The sequence below is a fragment of the Sinimarinibacterium flocculans genome (assembly GCF_003201205.1).
Taxonomy (GTDB): Bacteria; Pseudomonadota; Gammaproteobacteria; order Nevskiales; family Nevskiaceae; genus Solimonas; species Solimonas flocculans.
The window spans coordinates 1-20,982 of sequence record NZ_QICN01000004.1 but is presented as its reverse complement, the minus strand read 5'-3'; the positions used below and the strand labels follow the sequence as shown (position 1 = coordinate 20,982).

Here is a 20,982-nt window from a genome sequence, read left to right as displayed (position 1 = left end):
CTCGCGGGGAGAGGGAATCACGATTCAAGCCCGCGTGCGCGGCAGTTCCAGCGCGCGCTCGGCGATCATGCTGCGATGCACCTCGCTGGTGCCGCCGTAGATCGTCGTGCCCTGCGCGTGACGGTAGCACTGATTCAGGAAGCCGGCCGGCCCCGTGCGCTTGGACAGCGAGTGCGGCGCGGTCAGGTCGAGCAGGTCGCGGGCGTCGGTCAGGAATTTCTCGGACGAGAACAGCTTGGCCATCGGCCCGAAGGCGTGGTTGGGCTTCTTCTCGGCGATGGTCCACTGCGCGCGGAACGCGAGCACGTCGGAGACCCACAGGTTGGCCATTGAGCGCGCCAGACGCGATTGAGCGGACGTGCTCTCGATCAGCGGCTTGCCGTCGCGTTGCAGTTCGCGGCAGAGCTGCTCGGCGGCCTTGAGCATGGCGCGCATGACCTTGGAGAAGCCGCCGCCGTGTTCGAGTTCGAGGCTCGCGCTCATCGTGCGCACGCCGCCGTCGACCTCGCCCAGGCGCCAGCTGTCGGGAATGCGCACGCCGTCGTAGAACGTGATGTTGGTGCGCTCGTCCTGGAAGGTGTACACCGGCTGGATCGTCACGCCCTCGGCCTTCAGCGGCACGATGAACATCGTCAGACCCTTGTGCTTGGGCACGTCGGGGTTGGTCCGGCACAGCATCAGCACGTAGGACGCGAGGTTCGCGCCGCTGGTGAACATCTTGGTGCCGTCTATGCGCCAGCTGCCGTCGGGTTCGCGCGTCGCCTTGCACTGCGCGGCGAAGACGTCGGAGCCGGAGCCGGGTTCGGAGTAGCCGAGGCTGGCGATCGCCTCACCGGCCATCAGCTTGCTCAGCACTTCCTTCCTCAGCTCGTCGGAGCCGAAGCGGTGGATGATCAGCGCCACCATCTGCGCGACGTTGGCCGCCGGCGTGTTGTAGCCCTGGTGCTCGAAGGCATCCATCGCCGCGATCTTGGCGTAGGGCGCCAGACCGCGCTCGCCCATCTCCTTAGGCAGGCCGGGGAACAGCAGCTTGGCCTGCGCGAGCTTGCGGTGGATCTCGGGGTTGTAGCCTTCCCAGCTGTAGTGGAACTTCTCGCGCATCTGGGGCGTGACGTTCTTCTCGAAGAACGCGTTGATCTCCGCCGCGATCGCGCGCGCGTCGTCGCCCAGGTCGAACTCGATCGGGCAATCGCCGGCTTCCGGCAACGCGACCTTCTCGCTGCCGTACAGACGGCGGCCCGCTTCGGCGAGCAGCAACTGCGGATCGCCGAACACCAGCGGCCAGGCCTTGGCGCGCAGGTTGTAGAGGAAGATGTCGTATTCGGTGGTCAGGCCGTAGCCGCCGAAGGTATGTAGCGCCTGCGCAACCGCGCGGCCCGCGGCCTCGGCATTCCACCATGCGGCGATCGATACCGCGGCGCCCGCTTCCGGCGCGCCGTCGGCAATGTTGCGGATCGCGCGCCAGACCAGGAACTTGCCGCCGTCCACCTCGCACAGCAGATCGGCGAGCGGATGCGAGATGGCCTGGAACTGGCCGATGAACTGTCCGAACTGCTTGCGCTGGCTGGCATACGCCGCGGCGAGCTTGAGCGCCTCGCGGCCGATGCCGGCGAGGCCGGCACCGATCAGCAGCTTCCATTCCTCGACGGCCTGCGCGAACTGCGCGACAGCCTGCGTCCCCTGCCCCAGCGAGATCGCCGGCAGGCTGCCCAGCGCGATCTCGGCCAGCGGCGTCGACGCGAGGTTTTCCTCGGCACGACGATCGTCCGCACCGACCGCCACGAGCACCACCTCGTCACCCTTGCGGGCGATGACGGCCTCGGCCACCGCGCCGCCGGCGATCCACTGCAGCGGCTGCTGCGCGATGTCGTGCAGCGCGATGCTCGCGACCGCCTGTCCGGCGAGCACGCGCGACAACAGGTCGTCCTGGCCACCAAGCAGCGCCAACAGCCGCGCGGACACGAGGGTTTCCGCGAGCGGACCCGATACCAGCGTGCGGCCGGCTTCTTCCATCAGCAGCGCCGCATCCAGCAGGCCCAGCCCCAGGCCGCCGGCGTCTTCCGGCACACGGATGGACAGCGCGCCGAGTTCGGCAAATTCGCGCCACATCTTCGCGTCGAAGCCGGACGGCATCGCCGCGCGCACACGCACCGTGCTGCTCTGCTCGTCGAGAAAACGCGCAAAACTGTCGCGCATCAGCTCCTGTTCTTCGGACAGCTCGAAATTCATGCCGCGCGTGCTCCGGCTGCCGGTTGGCTGTCGTCGAGATAGCGGTCCAGCTCTTGATGCATGTTCAGGATCATCTTTTCTTCTTCGACCGCCAGCCAGATCTGCTTGCAGCCCTTGGAATGCAGGCCGCGCTGCATGCGCGAGATGTTGCCGAGGTCCTGCCGCGGAATCTGCAGCACCTGTTCCGGGTCTTCGGGATCGGTGACCTGCTGCATCACCGCACGCGGCGGCGTCACGGCGGCGGGATAGGTCCGGGTCGAGAAGATCTCGAAGCTGCAGCGGTTCGGGTCCCGGGGATCGGGCCGCACGCGGTACATCATCGCGTTGCCCGCCTGCGGCAGGATCAGCAGGTTTGGGAAGATGAAGATCTCGCCGCCCCACATGCGCAGGATTTCCGGCACCGGCTTGGGCATCGGGCGCTTCTGCATCGCCGCGGTCGTGTACAGCGCCTTGACGTACTCGCCGCCGAGGCTCGAACCCTCGGGAATGGGTTTTCCCTTGAGCGAGCGCACCAGCTCGACGTCTTCTGCGAGCACCATCGCGTCCATGCCGGTGACCAGCAGGTTCAGACGGTCGGCCATCACGTCGACCGGATCGACGGCGCCTTGTTGCGGCTTGCTCTGCCCCTGCATCGCCGTGTTGCGGCCGGCGAAGAAGCGGCCATGGCCGTAGGCAAAGTTTTCGTAGACGACGTTCTTGTGCGCGAACGTGGCTTCGGCAGCGGCGTCCGGATTGCCGTCGAAGATGATCTCGGCGGCATCGGGCTCGAGCTGTGGATGCGTCGCCGGAACGTGGTAGCCCTCGAAGAAGGCCTCCTGCGCCACCTTCCAGTTGCTCTCGATCGGGATCGACTTCCACCAGTAGTGGTGCATGTCGCCGATCGCCAGGCCCTCCATCAGCTCACGCACCGGCGCGATGAACTCGTCGAACGGTTGCGGGTTGCGATCGAAGTTGATGAAGACGAAGCCGGCGAAGACCTCGTGATGGACTTCGCGCAGCGCGACATCGCTGTTCTGCAGATTGCCGCCGCGGAACTGGGCGCGTTCGAGGACGTACTGGTTCTGGCCTTCGAGATTCCAGCGCCAGCCGTGGAACGGGCAGATGATCTTGCCGTCCTTGAAATGCCCGCAGCCGCCCGCCGACAGCGCGGTGCCGCGATGCGGACAGACGTTGTGATAGGTCTTGATCGTGTCGGCGTCGACACGCACGACGATGACCGACTGGTCGCCGATGTCGTAAGTGGTGAAGTCGCCGGGCTCGGGAATCTCGTCCAGCCGCGCCGCGGCCTGCCAGACCTTGCTCCACAGCTTCTCGAACTCCAGGCGCATGAACGCAGGGTCGGTGTAGCGACCGCTGCGGATGCCGTGTTCAAGAACCTTCCAGCTGTCGGGCCAGTGCTGCGTCCCGCTCGCCTGTGTACTCACGCTCATGGGCTCTCCTCCTGCCTTTGCAGGACCCGACGTTTGATAGACCTCAGCTGATCTCGGCCACCAGATGCCCCACCTGATAGACCTCACCGGTCGCGGCGAGAATCTTCAGCGTGCCCGAGGCCGGGGCCTCGACTTCCTGGACCGACTTGTCGAGTTCCAGCGTGTACAGCGGCTTGCCGGCCTCGACCTGGCCGCCGTCAGCGACGAGCCACTCGGTCAGCGTGCCTTCCTGCGTCGAGAACCCGATCTGCGGAATGCGGACTTCCACACTCATTTCCTGCTCCCCGTGTCCAGCGTGCGGCGCACGGCCGCTTCGATGTCAGCGCCCTTGTACAGATACTCGGCTTCCAGCACGCGCGAGAACGGCACTGTGACGTCGCGCGAGGCGACGCGCAGCACCGGCGCCTTGAGCTGGCCGTACAGCGCCTCCTGGATGCGCGCGACGATCTCGGCGCCGCAACCGAAGCTGCGGGGCGCCTCGTGCACGACGACCGCGCGGCCGGTCTTGGCGACCGACTTGATCACGGTTTCGGTGTCCATCGGCGAGACCGTGCGCAGGTCGACGACCTCGACGGAGATGCCCTCGCCGGTCAGCTTCTCGGCCAGTGCCATCGCGTCGCGGATCGGGCGGCCGTAGCCGACGATGGAGACGTCCGTGCCCTCGCGGGCGATGTGCGCCTTGCCGAGCTTGATGATCTCGCCCTTGACCGGCGCCGGGCCGGTCTGCGTGCGCGTGAGCTGATCCTCGATGAACAGGCAGGGATCGTTGTCGAAGATGCAACCGAGCAGCAGGCCGTAGGCATCGGCCGGCGTCGACGGCGTGACGACCTTCATGCCGGCCACGTGCGCGAACCAGGCCTCGAGCATGTCCGAGTGCTGGCCGCCGGTGCCGGCGCCGGCACCGGTGCGCGTGCGGATCGTGATCGGCACATGCGTCTGGCCACCCGACATGAAGCGCAGCTTCGCGGCGTGGTTGACGATCTGGTCCATCGGCACGGTGATGAAGTTCATCAGCATGATCTCGGCGACCGGGCGCATGCCGGCCAGCGAGGCACCGATGGCGGCACCGACGATCGCCTGCTCGGAGATCGGCGTCGTGCGCACGCGCTCGCCGCCGAACTTCGTCGACAGGCCCTTGGTGACCTTGAAGATGCCGCCGCCCTCTTCGTCGGCGATGTCCTCGCCGAGCATGATGACGGTGGGGTCCATCTCCATCGCGTCGTGCAGCGCGCGCGAGAAGGCCTCGGTGAAGGTGATCATCTCGGGCTTGGCTTCAGTGGTGGTTGCAGTCGCGCTCATGCCGCGGCTCCATAGACGTCGATATCGATCTCGCCGACATCCGGGAACGGGCTGTCGGCGGCGAACTGCAGCGCCTCCTCGATCTTGGCATTGACCTCGGCGTCGTATTTCTCGAGATCGGCCTCGGTCGCGATGCCGCTGGCGAGCACCGCGGCGCGCGTCTTCGGCATCGGGTCCTTGGCCAGGTGGGCTTCGTACTCCTCCTTGGGGATGTACGCCCCCGGATCGCCGAAGTAGTGCCCCATGAAGCGGAAGGTCTTGGCCTCGATCAGCGTCGGGCCCTCGCCGGCGCGTGCCCGCGCAACTGCGTCGGCAGAGGCGCGCCACATCGCCTCGGCATCGTTGCCGTCGACGGTGACGCCCGGCATCTTGTAGCTGGCCGCACGCTCGCCGATGTGGTCGACCGAGGTGCACTTCTCGTACTTGCTCGACTCGCCGTAAAGGTTGTTCTGGCACAGAAAGATCACCGGCAGCTTCCACAGGCCGGCCATGTTCAGTGCCTCGTGGAAGGCGCCGATGTTCGATGCACCGTCGCCGAAGGTGACCAGCGTGACGCGGCCGTCCTTCTTGAGCTGCGAGGCCCAGGCCAGGCCGTTGGCGATCGGCAGCCCGCTGCCGACGATGCCGGTGGTGACCATCACGCCCGTCTCCGGATGCGTGATGTGCATCGGCCCGCCCTTGCCCTTGCAGGCGCCGGTGGCCTTGGCGTAGTACTCGGCGAACAGCGGCTTGAGCGGAATACCCTTGGCGAGCTGGTCGTGGATGCCGCGGTAGGTGGTGACCAGGTAGTCCGTGGGCTGCAGGTGCACGCCCATCGCCGCGGCGAGGATCTCCTGCCCACGCGGCGAGTAGTACACCGCCGCCAGACGCCCGGAGCGCAACAGGCCGCGGAACTTCTCGTCGATCAGATTGATCTGCCGCGCCTTGCGCCAGACTTCCAGCAGGACCTGGGGCGTGAATGTCGGGGTACTCATGCGTTCTCCTGTCTGCGCGCTTTCACGCCACTATACAACAGTGCTGTTGATTATCGGCGATCGTCGCGGTTCAGCTCAATGCCTGCTCGTCGCTGACGACCGGGCGCGCTTCGCGCGTCGCCTGCAGCACCTTGTCCGGCTCGGCCGGATTAACGATGTCGATGTGGTCGTCGAACACGGCGACGATCTGCGCCGCGAACGGAAAGTCACCGAGCTTGGGCACCCGGTAGCTCACGGTGTCGCCGACCTTGAAGGTCGCCGGATCGAAGTTGAAGGTGAAAGGGCACTTGTCGCCGTCCATGCCGATCATCGTTGACCTCCTGTTCGCAAGGCCGGTGGGTTACGCGCCTCTCGGCGCTAACCCACCCTACGCCGCTCCTACATAAAGACTGTCTTACTGATTGACGTTGACGACCAGACGGCCGCGCACCTTGCCGGCGATCAGGTCGGCGCCGGCCTGGATGGCGTCGGCGAGCGCGATTTCCCTGGCGATCAGTTCGAGCGCGGCCGGGTTGAGGTCGCGACCGAGGCGCTCCCAGGCGGTCAGGCGCCGCGCCTTGGGCGCCATCACACTGTCGATGCCGAGCAGCGACACGCCGCGCAGGATGAACGGTGCGACCGAGGCCGGAAAATCCATGCCCTGGGCCAGGCCGCAGGCGGCGACGGCGCCGCCGTAGCGCGTCTGCGCGCAGGCATTGGCCAGCGTGTGGCTGCCGACCGAGTCGACGACGCCGGCCCAGCGCTCCTTCTGCAGCGGCTTGCCGGCCGCGGCCAGTTCGGCGCGGTCGATCACGCCGCTGGCGCCGAGTTGCTTGAGGTAGTCGCCCTCGGCGGCCTTGCCGGTCGCCGCAACGACCTTGTAGCCGGCCTTGGCCAGCAGGGCGATGGCGACGCTGCCGACGCCACCGGTCGAGCCGGTGACCAGCACCTCGCCCTGCTCGGGCTTCACCCCGGCGTTGACCAGCGCCTCGACGCACAGGCTCGCGGTGTAGCCCGCGGTGCCGATGGCCATGGCCTGCTTGCTGCTGAACGCACTGGGCAGCGGCACCAGCCAGTCACCCTTGAGGCGCGCCTTCTGCGCGAGGCCGCCCCAGTGCGTCTCGCCGACGCCCCAGCCGTTGAGCACGACCTTGTCGCCCTTCTTCCAGTCGGCGTGGCTGCTGTCGCTGACGGTGCCGGCGATGTCAATGCCCGGCACCATCGGGAACTTGCGCACGACCGGCGACTTGCCGGTGATGGCCAAGCCGTCCTTGTAGTTGAGCGTGGAGTACTCCACGTCGACGGTGACGTCGCCCTCGGGCAGCTGGGCCTCGTCGATCTGGGTCAGTTCGACGCTCTGTCCGGCGTCGGTCTTGTTGATCAGGATTGCAGAGAACATGGGGGTCCGTCGTTCTGGAAGTGGGGGGATCGAAGCATTCTAGGAGTCGGCGCGCCGGCTATCCCGGCATCTTCTGCGAGCCATTCGACATTTGACGCATGCCGACATCCGGCGCATCAGCCGGCCCCCAGCAGGGTATCCGCAACATCAAGCTCGTAGCTCGTACAGCGCCCGAGCTGTTCGTCGAGCAGTGCGCGCTTGAGGAACAGGTGGCAGGCGTGCTCCGCCGTCATGCCGATGCCGCCATGCAGCTGCAGCATCTCCTCGGCCACGGCCGCGTAGGCGCTGACGGCAAAGCTCTTTGCCGCCTTGCCGAGGGCTTCGGCCCGTTCGCTGTCGACTTCGGTGCCGACGCGCACCAGGCTGTCGGCGAGCAGGGCTTCGGCCGCCGCGATGCGCGCCTTGAGATCGGCGCAACGGTGCTTGAGCGCCTGGAACAGCGCCAGCGGGCGACCGAACTGGCGCCGCGTCTTCAGGTACTCGACCGTCATCTCCAGCGCTGTGGCCGCGCCGCCCACCGCATCCGCCGCGAGCGCGAAGTCGCGATGCGTCGCCAAGCGACGGCTCAGCACGTGCGCATCGTTGCCGCGCGCGAGCACCAGCGACGGGTCCCCCGCGACGTTGTCGAAACGCAGGTCGAACAGCCGCCGTGTCGTATCCCAGGTCTCACGATGACGGGCGTCGATGCCGGCCTGCTGCAGCGCCACCAGGGCGACGCAATCGCCGGCTTCGCTGCCGAGCAGCACATGGCTGGCGCGATCGGCCGACGGCACGGCGCTCGCCATCCCGGCAACGATGCCGCCATCCGTGATCGTCAGCGTCGGGTCGACCAGCGGCGCCGTGACGAAGCCGCTCGCCCCCAGACGCTCGATCCAGTCCTCGCGACCGGCGTGGATCGCCGCCTCCATCGCCAGCATCGCCGGCAGGTACGGTGCGGCGCACAGGCTGCGGCCCATCTCCGCATGGAAGGCGCAAGCGCCGGCGAGGCCCTGCCCGAGTCCGCCCTGCGCCTCCGGCACGGCCACCAGCAGCCAGCCCAGATCGAGCGCCAGCGGCCAGGTCTTGTCCTCGGGTGCCGCCAGGCCTTCGGCGGCGAGCACCTGCCGCGCGCTGTCGCGCAGTTCGCTCAGTTCTGCGTTCACAGGCGCCAGTCCTTGGGTTCGCGCGGCATGCCCAGCATGCGCTCGGCGATGATGTTGCGCTGGATCTCGTCGCTGCCGCCGGCGATGGTCCAGTTGTAGGAGTTCATGAAGTCGAACGGCCAGTTGCCGGTCTCCATGCCACCGCCGCGAATGAAGGGCTCGCGGTACTGGCCCTGCAGGCCGGCGATGCGCAGGCCCAGCGCGGTGAAATCGCGCAGCGTGCGCGCGTAGTGCAGCTTGACGATGGAGGCGTCGCCCGGCGCCTCGGTGTTCTCGATGCGCTTGAGCAGGTACTGGTCGGCCAACGCGCAGGCGGCATCGACCTTCGGCGCCAGACGCCCGAGGTCGCGACGCAGAGCCGCATCGCCCGCGACGCCGCGCGCGCGCATCAGGCCGGTGATCCGGTTCAGCGCGTAGCGCATGCGGTGTGACAGCTCGACCAGCGTCAGGCCGCGCTCGGAGGCCAGCGTCGACTGCGCGACCGCCCAGCCCTGCCCTTCCCCGCCGACGCGATCGGACACCGGCACCTCGACATCGTCGAGGAAGATTTCCGAGAACTCGTCGTCGCCGGTGATCTGCGCGATGGGCCGCACCGACACGCCCTTGCTGCGCATGTCGAGCAGCAGGTAGGTCAGCCCGGCCTGCGGCGGTCCGGCGGTGTCGGTGCGCACCAGTAACAGGCAGTAGTCGGCGTGCTGCGCCAGCGTCGACCAGATCTTCTGGCCGTTGATCACGTAGCGGTCGCCGCGCAGCTCGGCGCGCGTGCGCACCGCGGCGAGATCAGAGCCCGCGTTCGGCTCGGAGAAGCCCTGGCACCAGAGCTTGCCGTCGAGAATGCCCGGCAGGTGCGCGCGCTTCTGCTCGTCGGTGCCCCACTCGATCAGCGTGCAGGCCGCGTGGTAGAGCGCGACGAAGAACAGGATCAGGCGCGGCGCGTCGGCGCGCGCGACTTCCTCGTAGATGATCTTCTGCTCGGCCAGCGAACGTCCGCCGCCGGGCCAGCCTTCGGGCCAGTGCGGCGTGGCGTAGCCGGCCTTTACCAGCTTGCCGAACCACTCGCGCTGCGCGCGCACGAAGGCATCCTGGTCGGTGCCGGTCATCGCGGCACGCCAGTCGCGCGGGATGTTGTTCTGCAGCCACGCACGCACCTCCGTGCGCAGGGCTTCCGGGGCTTGGCTCATCCACGCATTATCCCGTCGCCCCTGCGCCGGAGCATGACCGGGTACGCAGACAGAATTGCCTGCCGTGGCCGCGCCCTTCGGCTGCGGAAAACGCGCCGCTAGACTGCCGTCGACTCCGATTTCCGCGTTCTCCGGACCCCCATGCTGCTCAACGAAACCCAGCAGGCCATTGCCGATTCCGTGCGCGCGTTCGCACAGGCGCGGATCCGGCCACAGGCGCCGCAGTTCGAACAGGCGCGCGCCTATCCGCCGGCGCTGTTCGAACAGCTCGCCGAACTTGGCCTGATGGGCATGACCGCGCCCGAGGACCACGGCGGCGCCGGTGCCGACTACGTTTCCTACGCGCTGTCGCTGATCGAGATCGCGGCCGCCGATGGCGCGCTGTCGACCATCCTGTCGATCCAGAACAGCCTGATCGTCTCGGCCCTGCTCAAGGACGGCAGTCCCGAACAGCAGCAGCATTTCCTGCCGGAGCTGATGGCGGGCCGCATGATCGGCGCATTCGCGCTCACCGAAGCCGATGCCGGCTCCGACGCGAGTGCGCTGCGCACGCGCGCCGAACGCGTCGACGGCGGCTACGTGCTCAACGGCAGCAAGCAGTTCATCAGCTCGGGCCGCATCGCCGGGCTCGCGATCGTCTTCGCCGTCACCGATCCGGCCGCCGGCAAGAAGGGCATCAGCGCCTTTCTCGTGCCGACCGACCGGCCGGGTTACGTCGTCGACAAGGTCGAGCACAAGCTCGGCCAGCTCGCGTCCGACACCTGCAGCCTGCGCTTCGACGGTCTGCGCATCGAGGACAGCCTGCGCCTGGGCGCCGAGGGCCAGGGCTATCGCATCGCGCTGTCGAATCTGGAGGCCGGTCGCATCGGCATCGCCGCGCAGTGCATCGGCATGGCGCGCGCCGCGCTGGAAATCGCCGCCGGCTATGCCAAGGAACGCCGCTCGATGGGCAAGGCGATCATCGATCACCAGGCCGTGGGCTTCCGTCTCGCCGACCTCGCGGCACGCCTCGAAGCCGCGCGTCAGCTCGTGCTGCATGCGGCGGCGGTGAAGGACAGTGGCGCGCCCTGCCTCAAGGAGGCGTCGATGGCCAAGCTGGTCGCCTCGGAGACCGCGGAAGCCGTATGCTCCGGTGCGATCCAGACGCTCGGCGGCTACGGCTATCTCGAAGAATTCGGGCTCGCCAAGATCTACCGCGACGTGCGCGTCTGCCAGATCTACGAAGGCACTTCCGACATCCAGCGCATGGTCATCGCGCGCTCGCTGTGAGCGCGGAATGACGGCGCACGCACCCGACACCCAACCATGACCCTGAAGACGCGCTTCACCGAACTCGTCGGCATCGAATACCCCATCGTCCAGGGCGGCATGATGTGGGTCGGCCGCGCCGAACTCGCCGCGGCGGTATCCAACGCCGGCGGCCTGGGCATCCTCACCGCGCTGACGCAGCCGAGCCCGGATGCGCTGCGCGAGGAGATCGCCCGCTGCCGCACGATGACGGACAAGCCCTTCGGCGTGAACCTGACGATCCTGCCGTCGGTGAAGCCGCCACCGTATGCGGAATACCGCAAGGCGATCATCGACAGCGGCATCAGGATCGTCGAGACCGCCGGCCACAACCCGCGCGAGCATGTCGAGGACTTCAAGGCTCACGGCATCACCGTCGTGCACAAGTGCACCGCGGTGCGTCATGCGCTGTCGGCCGAGCGCATGGGCGTGGATGCGATCTCGATCGACGGCTTCGAGTGCGCCGGCCATCCGGGCGAGGACGACATTCCCGGCCTGGTGCTGATTCCGGCTGCCGCCGACAAGGTGAAGATCCCGATGCTCGCGTCCGGCGGCTTCGGCGACGGTCGTGGCCTGGTCGCCGCGCTGGCGCTGGGCGCCGACGGCATCAACATGGGTACGCGCTTCTGCGCGACCGTGGAGGCGCCGATCCACGACAAGATCAAGCAGCTGCTGGTCGACAACGACGAGCGCGGCACCAATGTCATCTTCAAGTCGCTGAAGAACACCGCGCGCGTCGGCAAGAACAGCGTGTCCGATCAGGTCGTGGAAATCCTCAGGCGCCCGGACGCGAAGTTCGATGACGTCGCGCATCTGGTAAAGGGCGCGCAGGGCCGCGTCGCGCTGGAGACCGGCGATCTCGATGCCGGCCTGATCTGGGCCGGCCAGATACAGGGCCTGATCCACGACATCCCCACCGTGGCCGAGCTGATGCAGCGCATCGTCGACGACGCCACGCGCATCATCCGCGAACGCCTGCAGGGTTTCGCGGCCTGAGTACCGGCGCCGCCGAAGCCCGGCGGCGCCCGCTGCATCAACGACCGGAGGAGACCCGTCGGATGAGTGCCGCCGAACCGCATGTCCTGGGCACCTGGGACGTCACCATGACCACACCGGTCGGGCCGCAGCGCATGCAGCTGCACATCCTGACGGTCGACACGGGGTTCACCGGGCGTATCGAGAGCCCGATGGGCAATCACGAGATTGCCGGCAGCATCGGTGCCGACGGCGAATTGCGCTGGGAGATGAAAGCAGCCAAGCCAATGCCGATCACGGTGCGCTTCAAGGCCCGGATCGACGGCGACCGCTTCAGCGGCTCGGCGAAGCTCGGCCTCTTCGGCTCGTCCACGCTCAGCGGCGAACGCGTGGCTGCCGGAACGGCGACGCCGCCGCCGGCCGCCACAGAACTGGACGGCCCGCTCACCGAGGACACGGTCGACCCGACGTATCGCGACGCCTACATCGACGTCGACGAATGGCGCGACGCACCGGCGCCGCACCGCTACGTGCATGGCGGCTTCACCGGCACGGATGCGCGCTTCTCGTTCTACTTCCCGCCGCAGGCGCAGTACCGCAAGCGCTTCTTCCACAACACCTACCCGCTGGCGGTGCACGAGGACGTCGGCCCGTTCCCGATCGCCTTCGACGTGGCCACCGGCGACCTGGGTTTCAGCTTCGACAGCGGCGCCTATTACGTCCAGACCAATCTCGGCGGCAAGGACCGCACCGGCATGGCCGATCCGGCCATCGCGGCGTATCGCGTCAATGCCGCCGCGGCGAAGTTCTCGCGCCAGGTGGCGCGCGAGATGTACGGCGAGCATCGTCCCTGGGGCTATCTGTTCGGCGGCAGCGGCGGCTCGTACCAGACCATCGGCAGCGCCGAGAACACGCGCGGCATCTGGGATGGCTTCATGCCCTTCGTCATGGCCACCCCCAACGCGATCCCGAGCATGTTCACGATCCGCATGCATGCATTGCGCGTGCTGCGCGAGCGCAACGTGCTGCCGGCGATCATGGACGCGATCGATCCCGGCGGCAGCGGCGATCCGCATGCCACGCTCAATGCCCGCGAAAGCGCCGCGCTGTCCGAAGCCACGCGCATGGGCTTCCCGCCGCGCGGCTGGTGGGCCTACGAGACGCTCGGCAGCGGCTACTTCTCCGAAGTCGCGCCGCTGGTGCCGATGCTCGACCCGACCTATATCGACGATTTCTGGACCCAGCCCGGCTATCTGGGCAGCGATCCGGCCGAAGGGCTCGACCGCCTGTGCTTCACCTTCGACACGACCGTCGTCCGCACGATTGACGCCTTCCACAAGAAGGCCGAACTTGCCGCCGTGCCGGAGCGCGACTTCGCCGACGCTCACCTGGTCGTGCTCAGCGGCGCGGCGGCGGGCAAGAGCATTCCCATCGCGTGGATCGACGGCCGTATCGTCAGCTTCGCGCTGGCCTCCGACCAGACCGCCGTCGCCGCGCTGGCGGCCGGCGATCGCGTGCGCATCGACAACCGCTGGGCGCTGGCGTTGCAGACCTACCATCGTCACCAGCTGCCGAGCGCGGACTACTGCGGCTGGGACCAGTTCCGCACGGCCGACGGCACGCCGCGGTATCCGCAGCGCGAGGTGCTGATCGGACCGCTGGGCGCCAGCGGCACCGCCGGCTCGGTGCCGGACGGACGCATCAGCGGCAAGATGCTCGTCGTCGAGTGCCTGATGGACATCGACGCACTGGCCTGGCAGGCCGATTGGTATCGCAACAAGGTCCGCGCCGCGCTCGGCGCGGACTACGAAAGCCAGTTCGCGCTGTGGTTCGTCGACCACGCCCAGCACGACAATCCGCAGACGCCGGCCGCGCAGGCGCGCACGGTGAACTTCTCCGGCGTGCTGCAGCAGGGGTTGCGCGATCTCGCCGCGTGGGTGGAACAGGGGCGGCGACCGCACGACACGCGCTATCAGGTCGAGGACGCGCAGGTGCAGGTTCCGGCAGGCGCACGGGATCGCGGCGGCATCCAGCCTGTGGTGGATCTGCGCGTGAACGGGGGTGTGCGAGCGGAGATTGCAGCCGGAGTGGCGGTGAACTTCGAGGCGGTCATCGAACTGCCGCCGGACGCCGGCAGCCTGGTCGCGGCCGAATGGGACTTCGAGGGCACAGGCTCGTTTCCGGTCACGGCGGAGATCGCGCCGGGTCAGGCCAGGCTCACGCTGGACGCGACGCACGCGTACCCCCAGCCGGGCACCTATTTCGCCGTGTTGCGCGCCACCGCGCAGCGCGAGGGCGACGCACAGACGCGCTACGGCCGGGTCCAGAATCTGGGCCGCGTGCGCGTGGTCGTGCATTGATTCCGCGGGCCCATGGCCCGCACGCGGCGCAGACGCGCCGCGCACCGCCTGACCGCGAGGCGCTACTCGCGCCCGAACACCGGCTTGCGCTTCTCGCGCAGCGCCTGGATGCCCTCGCGATGGTCGGCAGAGCGCTGCGCCACCGCCTCGTAGGCGATGCCGGCATCCATGACCGCGGTGGCGATGCGCTTGAGCTCGAGGTTGAGCAGCACCTTGGTCCAGCGGATCGCGTTGCGCGAACCCGCGAGCAGCTTGTCGCAGAACGTATCGACGGCTGCGTCCAGCTCGGCCATCGGCAGGCAGTGATTGACCAGCCCGATCTCGGCCGCCACGGCAGCGGGGATCAGTTCCCCGGTCAGCAGGTATTCCTTGGCCCGGCACAGGCCGACGCGCTGCGGCCAGATCACCGCCCCGCCATCGCCGGCGACGAGGCCGATGGCGACGTGCGGATCGCCGATCTTGGCGTGCTCGGCGGCGAAGACCACATCGCAGAACAGCGCCAGGGTCGCGCCGAGTCCGACCGCGTGGCCGTTGAGGCGGCACACCAGCGGCTTGTCCAGGTCCAGCATCGCGAAGACGATGCGCTTGGCCAGGCGCACCTCGTTGTCGAACAGGTGCGGGTTCGCCGCGTTGTGGGCGACGTGGTCCAGGTCGCCGCCGGCGGAGAACGCACGGCCGGCACCGGTGAGCACGACGACGTCCGAGTGCTCGTCCTGCGCGGCGAACGTGAACACGTCCGCCAGCTCCTCGTGCATGCGCAGGTTGACGGCGTTGAGCGCGTCACCGCGGTTCAGCGTGACGGTCAGGCGCCGCCCCTGGCGACTCAGGGCGAGAGTGTCGTAGGCCCGCAGCGCGTCGTTCATCGGCAACGGATCAGTGGCGCGATTCGCCGCCGTCGACCACCACCGTCTGCGGTTCGGCGCGCAGCGCAGCGCCGGCGCGATACTGCCGCGGACTCATCTTGAACTCGCGCTTGAACATGCGGCTGAAATGCGCCGGGCTCTTGAAGCCGACACGGTAGGCGATCTCGCTGATCGAGGCTTCTCCCGACCGCGACATGGACAGCCAGTGGCCTGCAGCCTCGAGCCGCTTGCTCCAGACCAGCGCCGAGAACGGCGTACCGTGCTGGCGCAGCAGCAGCGACAGATAGCGCGGCGAGATGCCGCAGCCCCGGGCAACGGCGACGACGCTGAGTTTCGGATCGGACAGATGGGTCTCGATGAAGCGCAGCACGTCGTGCAGGCGACGATCCGCCAGCGACTGCCGTTCGGGCGTGAAGGATTCGTGGCTGCGCACCGCGTCGCTGAGCACCGACAGCACGGCATCGACCAGTTGCTCGGCCACCGCATCCTTGATCTCGCCCGCATCCTCGAAGAGATCCGTGAGGATGCGCTCGGCCAGTGCGAACTTGCGGTTGCCTGCAGGCACGCAGAAGCCGGTGCGGACATCGTCGCAGAGCACGCGCCGCAGCAGATGCGTCGGCACCGTCAGGTGCAGCAGCTCGTAGGCCCCGTCGTCACCGGGAAAGCTCTCGACCGAGAACGGCGTGGTCGAGCGGGTGACGATGAAGTCGCCCGGTCGCGCCACACTCTCGCCACGCTGATGCGACAGGCGCAGCCAGCCGCGGCGCACGAAGCAGAGCACGGCGACATCGGTCCCGTCCTCGCGGATATGGGTCCAGGTGCGACGGAAGAACTGCCGGGTGCGCGAGCGCAAACGGATGATCGAGCAGGCACCCACCGCCTTGCGGTCGGCGCGCACGTCGATTACCGAGTCCGACTCGATCGAGTAGTCGCCGCCGTAGTACTCGCGGTTGCGCGGACCGCGAAACGCCGTCTGGCATTCCTGATAGTTGCGTTTGTCGAATGCGAACAAGGTTTCCATCGTCATCTCCTGCCAGAAGCCGAAGCTCTCGCCCGCCGCGTTGGGACGCGGGAGTCTTTGTGGGGAAAGATGCTAGCCCCGGCCCCGGAACAGGTCCCCGCAGTTTGCGCGGACGCATCGACATTTCGCGCAGGGACAAGTCGGGACCGCCGTCTTGTCCGGCCCGGCACCCGCTGCCTACCGCCGCGTCAGTTCTGCAGCTTCCAGGTGAAACGGACTTCGGCCGTGGCCGCCTGCGGCACGCCGTTCTGCGTCGCCGGCGTGAACCGGCAGTCGCGCACCGCCTCCAGCGTCACGCGGTCGAGGCGCGAGTGTCCGCTGGACTCGGCAATGCGCAGATCGACAATCCGTGCAGCGGCATCGAGATCGGCGGCGATGACGACCACGCCCTCCTCGCCCCGGCTCACCGACAGCGCGGGGTAGCGCGGCGCCTCGCACGACGACCAGTCGATCGCCGCAGCGACGCGCGTCGGCTGCACCGCCGCGACCGGCGGCGGCGTCGGCCTCGCCACCGGCGCGGACGTCCGCGGCGCAGCCACCGGCGCCCCGACCGTCGGCCGGGGCGTCGCCAGCGCCGTCAGGGCGGTCAGCGCGGTCGCATCCAGACGGCGCTGGGCCTCGCGGTCGGCTTCGGCCTGCCGACGCGCCGCAGCCGCCTCCTGCTCCGCAACCACGCGGGCGCGACGCGCCCGCTCCTCGTCGGCAGCCCGCTGCCGCTGCTCCGCCTCGGCCTGGGAGAACTGCTCGCCGAGACGCCGCTTCCAGTCGCTGAGCGCCGCGTCTTCGTCGACCGCGGCCACCGCGCTGGTCGGCGCGGCGACCGGCGCCGCAACCACGTCGGCCGACTCCGGCTGCAGCAGCCACAAGGCACCGCCGACGACCACGCACACGGCCAGCAACGCCGCGGCGATCGAGTACTCGGCCGAACCCGCGATCCGCGCGAACACGCCGCCTTCGCCGGTCCTGCCCCCGTTCTGGTCGGCCATGGCTCAGATCCAGCGCAGCAGGCCGCGAATCCTGCCGAGCAATCCGCTGCGTTCGGCGACCTGCAGCATCGGCGCGGTATCGGCCACGACCCGCTGCGCCTGCTCCGGATGCTGCCGCAGCATCTCGTGGCGACGGCTGGCGATGTTGACAGTACCGCGCAGCAGCGTCGTGGCCACCGGCTTCTGCAGCAGGCGGAAGACCTGACCGTGGTTGATCAGCGAGATGCTGTGCCCCGCGTCCGCCTGCGAGGTGACGGCGACAACGACCAGCGCCGGATGATGCTGGCGCAGCGCGCTCAGCAAGGGCGCGACACTCTGACCGACGACCGCCAGCTCGGTGAAGATGACGCCGATACGGTGCTCGCCGAGCAAGGTCAGCGCGGCCTCGATGCTGTCCGCCGTGTAGACCTCGCGCTCGCTGCCGAGCGCGGCCCGCAAGGCAATCGTCGTCTGCGGGTCCTCGTCCAGCACCAGAACGCCCACCTCGTTGTATGCCGCATTCTGTTGCGGCCCCGGCGGAGGTTCCGGCAACGCCACGTGCTCCACCGAGGCGGCACGCACCGCCGCGGCGATCGTCTCGCGCAGCTCGCTGTTGGTCCAGGGCTTGGGAATGAACCGGAAGATCTCGCCCTCGTTGATCGACGCGATGATGGCGTTGAGGTCGGAGTATCCGGTCAGCAGCATGCGGATGGCCTGCGGCTGCAGTTCGCGCGCGGCACGCAGGACCTCGACGCCGGGAACGTCCGGCATGCGCTGGTCGCTGACGACCACCTCGAAGCGTTCCTGGCGAAGCACCTCGAGCGCCTTGGCGCCGCCCTCGGCGGTGGTGACGTCGTAGTCGGCGCGGAAGATCGCGCGCAACGACAGCAGGATCCGGCTCTCGTCGTCGACGAACAGCAGGCGTGGTCGGCTGGGGGGCGGTGCGGTACTCACGCGACGGTCTCCTGAAGGTTCTCGGGACGGGCGGTTGCGTTGCTCGTCCCGCCGGTGCCGGCCGAGCGCAGCGGCAGCTTCACGCGAAAGGTGGTGCCCTCGCCGATCGTCGAATCCACCTCGATCGAACCCCGGTGGTCCTCGATGATGCGAAAGACGATGGACAGCCCCAGTCCGGTGCCCTTGCCGACCGGCTTGGTCGTGAAGAACGGCTCGAAGATGTGGGCCTGCGTGTCGGCGTCCATGCCGCAACCGGTGTCGCGGATCTCGACCACCGCCATCTGGTCCTCGACGCGTGTGCGGATCGCGATCGTGCCGGCGCCGTCGATCGCCTGTCCGGCATTGTTCAGCAGGTTGAGAAAGACCTGGTTGATCTGCGAAGGCGCACACGGGACCGGCGGCAGCTCTGCGTAGTCGCGCTGGATCTCGACGCGTCCCTTGAGCTGGTTCTGGCAGATCTTCAGCGCCGTGTCGATGCCGTCGTTGAGGTCGAACATCTCGTTGAACGAGCGATCGACACGGGAGAAATCCTTGAGGCCGCGCACGAGTTCACCGATCTGCTCGAGACCGTATTCCGCATCGCCCAGCAGCATCTCGAGCTCGGGCAGTCCCTCCTCGGGCGGCCAGCTGCGCCGGGCCTGCTCCTGCCGTGCCGTGTCGCCGGACGCCTGGGCGTCGAACAGTTCGCGGATCAGCGGTACGGCCTCGCGTACCGTCTCGACATTGCCTCGCGCATAACCGAGCGGCGTGTTGATCTCGTGAGCGACGCCCGCGACCATCTGTCCGAGCGCCGCCATCTTCTCCGACTGCACCAGCTGCGCCTGCTGCAGGCGCAGATCGTCGAATGCCTTGCGCAGTTCCGCCGTTCTCTCCTCGACGGTCGCTTCGAGCTTGGTGTTCAGGGTCTGCAGCGCGTCATGGCTGCGGTCGAGTTCGCCGTAGCTGCGGCGCAGGCGCCAGCCGACGAAGCCGAACACCGCCAGCAGCGCGCCCGCGTAGATGACCAGAACCGTGCGGTAGCGGGCGATCTCGGTTTCGGCCTTGGCGTAGTGCGTGACGTAGCGATGCCGCAACTGATCGAGCTCGGCCGTGATCGGCAGCTGCGAGATGCGATCGGCCGTCGCGCTCGCGCGGTCGCTGTCGCCCAGCACGGTCGTCGTCGCGCGCCCCAGGCCCAGCAGGGCACCGCGTAGCGCCCGCGCGGACGCGGCCTCGGCGCTCAGGCGGTTCAGCAGTGCCTCGATGGTCTGCTGGTTGTCCGGATTCGACTGCAGTGCATAGAGCGTCACCTCCTCGATCAGGCGTCGCACCGCCGTGTGCAGCGCGCTGCCCGCCGGAAGTGCCGGATGGACCAGCAGCGCCTCGGCCTGTCCGCGCAGTTGCTCGAAGGACGATGCGAGCTGCTCGATCTGACGTTCATAGGTGCCCAGCAGGGACTTCTTCTCGTCGATCTGCTGCAGCAGACCCGCGGCCGTACCGGCGAGATCCCGCGAGACCATCCGGAACTCGTCACGATGCGTTGCGAGCGCGGAGCCGGCGTCCTCCAGGCGACGCGCCGCATCCGCAAGACCTTTCGCCTCGGTCGACAGGCGCAGGCGGGCGCGCGTGACCTGGGCCGTGGCGTTCTCGTCGGCAACGCGCAGCTGCGCAAGCGTGGTCAGCCGCGCCAGGTGCCCCTGCACCGTCTGCGGTTCGCTCTGGGTGCGGACGACCAGCACCACCAGCACGACGATCGCCGCACCGATGGAGATCGCCATCAACAATCTCTGCAGCATGGTTCTCCCCCTTATTCAGGCCGATCGGCGCGGCTGGCGGACGCCGCCCGATCCTCTCTCGCACGCAGGCGGCCTGTGCCCTGCTGCCGTTGCTGCCCGGCCCGGTGGACCTGCAGCAGCCGGCCTATCGTTTCAGCATCACTCCCCCCAACACCCTTCGAACGGCACGCCCACACGCGCCCTTCTTATAAGTCAACACTGCTGACTATCATCATACGCCGCCGCAACCGTGTTGCAATCCGGTCGTCATACTGCGATGCCGCGATCCGACAGCGTCCTTCAGACCCTGCCGGTGACCGGCACGAGCGCACCGGTCACGGCGGCCGCGCGGGGCCCGAGCAGGAAGACGATGACGTCCGCGAGCGCCTGCGGGCTGACCCAGCGTGCAGCATCGGCATCGGGCATGTCGGCCCGGTTCGTCGGCGTGTCGATGATGCTCGGCAGCACCGCATTGACGGTGATGTCGCGGGGCTTGAGTTCTTCGGCCAGCGCTTCGGTCAGGCGGGCCACGCCCGCCTTGGATGCGGCATAGGCGCCCATCCCGGCAGCGGCCTTGACCGCACCCGCGGCCCCGATGTTGACGATGCGCCCGCCCGTCGGCAGGTGCGGCAGCACCGCACGACAGGCGTTGACCGCGGTGCGCACGTTCAGCCCGTAGAGCTGGTCCCAGGTATCGATGGAGCCGTCGGCCACCGTCTCCCAGCGAAAGCCGCCGGCGACGTTCACCAGTGCATCGATCCGCCCATGGCGCTCGGCGATCGCCGCCATGGCCTGCTGTGTCTGCTGCGCGTTGCCCAGGTCGAGCGCGGGCCAGGACGCCGCACCGGTCGGCGGTGTCCCGTCGACGCGGTCGACGGCCACGACCTGCGCGCCGGCTGCGGTGGCAGCTTCGGCCACCGCCCGCCCCAGCACGCCCAGCGCACCGGTGACGACGACGACCTTCTTGTCCAGCTCTGCATTCATCGACCTGTCCCCCGTGTCCTCTAAGCGCCGGTGCCTGCGCTCAGGTGTGTGCCGTTTCGATCTCCGGGTTGAGCATAGCGTCCGCCGGCTCGCCCTCGCCGTCCTGCTGCGCTGCCGGCGCGGGTGCGGGTGCCGGTTCATCGGGCATCTGCACCATGGCGCGCTTGCGCTCGATCTCGGCGCCGA

At 68.3% G+C, this 20,982-nt stretch carries 18 protein-coding genes; 3 read left to right on the top strand and 15 right to left on the bottom strand.

Features of this window, described 5'->3' with window-relative positions:
* Nucleotides 1-24 precede the first annotated feature (24 nt).
* The 9 genes from C8D93_RS08855 to C8D93_RS08815 form a co-directional block, all read right to left on the bottom strand.
* On the bottom strand, nt 25-2,229 hold the full coding sequence (locus C8D93_RS08855; RefSeq protein WP_110264836.1) for an acyl-CoA dehydrogenase family protein: 2,205 nt from the start codon (nt 2,227-2,229) through the stop codon (nt 25-27).
* Nucleotides 2,226-3,659, bottom strand: coding sequence for an aromatic ring-hydroxylating oxygenase subunit alpha (locus C8D93_RS08850; RefSeq protein WP_110264835.1), 1,434 nt, complete (start codon nt 3,657-3,659; stop codon nt 2,226-2,228). Before C8D93_RS08850 ends, C8D93_RS08855 begins: the two co-directional genes overlap by 4 nt.
* A 43-nt stretch (nt 3,660-3,702) precedes the next feature.
* Nucleotides 3,703-3,933, bottom strand: a complete 231-nt coding sequence (locus tag C8D93_RS08845; RefSeq protein ID WP_110264834.1) for a biotin/lipoyl-containing protein — start codon at nt 3,931-3,933, stop codon at nt 3,703-3,705.
* Nucleotides 3,930-4,958: an alpha-ketoacid dehydrogenase subunit beta gene (locus C8D93_RS08840; RefSeq protein WP_110264833.1), complete on the bottom strand. Its 1,029-nt coding sequence runs from the start codon at nt 4,956-4,958 to the stop codon at nt 3,930-3,932. The genes C8D93_RS08845 and C8D93_RS08840 overlap by 4 nt, the downstream gene beginning before the upstream one ends.
* A complete protein-coding gene (locus C8D93_RS08835; RefSeq protein WP_110264832.1) occupies nt 4,955-5,932 on the bottom strand; it encodes a thiamine pyrophosphate-dependent dehydrogenase E1 component subunit alpha in 978 nt (325 codons plus the stop codon). The genes C8D93_RS08840 and C8D93_RS08835 overlap by 4 nt, the downstream gene beginning before the upstream one ends.
* 70 nt (nt 5,933-6,002) lie before the next feature.
* Nucleotides 6,003-6,242 carry a hypothetical protein gene (locus C8D93_RS08830; RefSeq protein ID WP_110264831.1) on the bottom strand — a complete coding sequence of 80 codons (240 nt, stop codon included), beginning with the start codon at nt 6,240-6,242 and terminating at the stop codon, nt 6,003-6,005.
* 84 nt (nt 6,243-6,326) lie between these two features.
* Nucleotides 6,327-7,310, bottom strand: coding sequence for an acrylyl-CoA reductase (NADPH) (acuI, locus tag C8D93_RS08825; RefSeq protein WP_110264830.1), 984 nt, complete (start codon nt 7,308-7,310; stop codon nt 6,327-6,329).
* Between the two features lie 116 nt (nt 7,311-7,426).
* Complete coding sequence (locus tag C8D93_RS08820; RefSeq protein WP_110264829.1) at nt 7,427-8,452, bottom strand: acyl-CoA dehydrogenase family protein; 1,026 nt, start codon at nt 8,450-8,452, stop codon at nt 7,427-7,429.
* Entirely contained in the window at nt 8,449-9,633 is a 1,185-nt protein-coding gene (locus tag C8D93_RS08815) for an acyl-CoA dehydrogenase family protein (protein ID WP_110264828.1), read from the bottom strand. Before C8D93_RS08815 ends, C8D93_RS08820 begins: the two co-directional genes overlap by 4 nt.
* 141 nt (nt 9,634-9,774) lie before the next feature.
* Between C8D93_RS08815 and C8D93_RS08810 the strand changes: the two genes are divergently transcribed.
* From C8D93_RS08810 to C8D93_RS08800, 3 genes are all read left to right on the top strand, one after another.
* On the top strand, nt 9,775-10,902 hold the full coding sequence (locus tag C8D93_RS08810; protein WP_110264827.1) for an acyl-CoA dehydrogenase family protein: 1,128 nt from the start codon (nt 9,775-9,777) through the stop codon (nt 10,900-10,902).
* 36 nt (nt 10,903-10,938) lie between these two features.
* Entirely contained in the window at nt 10,939-11,916 is a 978-nt protein-coding gene (locus C8D93_RS08805) for an NAD(P)H-dependent flavin oxidoreductase (protein WP_110264826.1), read from the top strand.
* Nucleotides 11,917-11,978: 62 nt separating this feature from the next.
* On the top strand, nt 11,979-14,255 hold the full coding sequence (locus tag C8D93_RS08800) for a PKD domain-containing protein (RefSeq protein WP_211307270.1): 2,277 nt from the start codon (nt 11,979-11,981) through the stop codon (nt 14,253-14,255).
* 62 nt (nt 14,256-14,317) lie between these two features.
* On the opposite strand, the gene C8D93_RS08795 is transcribed toward C8D93_RS08800, so the two are convergent.
* From C8D93_RS08795 to C8D93_RS08770, 6 genes are all read right to left on the bottom strand, one after another.
* Nucleotides 14,318-15,118, bottom strand: a complete 801-nt coding sequence (locus C8D93_RS08795; protein WP_110264825.1) for an enoyl-CoA hydratase/isomerase family protein — start codon at nt 15,116-15,118, stop codon at nt 14,318-14,320.
* Between the two features lie 10 nt (nt 15,119-15,128).
* A complete protein-coding gene (locus tag C8D93_RS08790) occupies nt 15,129-16,139 on the bottom strand; it encodes an AraC family transcriptional regulator (protein ID WP_110265096.1) in 1,011 nt (336 codons plus the stop codon).
* Nucleotides 16,140-16,327: 188 nt separating this feature from the next.
* Nucleotides 16,328-17,125, bottom strand: a complete 798-nt coding sequence (locus tag C8D93_RS08785) for an energy transducer TonB (RefSeq protein WP_110264824.1) — start codon at nt 17,123-17,125, stop codon at nt 16,328-16,330.
* A 3-nt stretch (nt 17,126-17,128) separates the two neighbouring features.
* Nucleotides 17,129-18,058, bottom strand: a complete 930-nt coding sequence (locus C8D93_RS08780; protein WP_110264823.1) for a response regulator — start codon at nt 18,056-18,058, stop codon at nt 17,129-17,131.
* Nucleotides 18,055-19,833 (bottom strand): DAHL domain-containing sensor histidine kinase, encoded by a 1,779-nt coding sequence (locus tag C8D93_RS08775; protein ID WP_110264822.1) that lies wholly within the window; start codon nt 19,831-19,833, stop codon nt 18,055-18,057. The genes C8D93_RS08780 and C8D93_RS08775 overlap by 4 nt, the downstream gene beginning before the upstream one ends.
* A gap of 279 nt (nt 19,834-20,112) precedes the next feature.
* Entirely contained in the window at nt 20,113-20,796 is a 684-nt protein-coding gene (locus C8D93_RS08770) for an SDR family NAD(P)-dependent oxidoreductase (protein WP_110264821.1), read from the bottom strand.
* Nucleotides 20,797-20,982 lie beyond the last annotated feature (186 nt).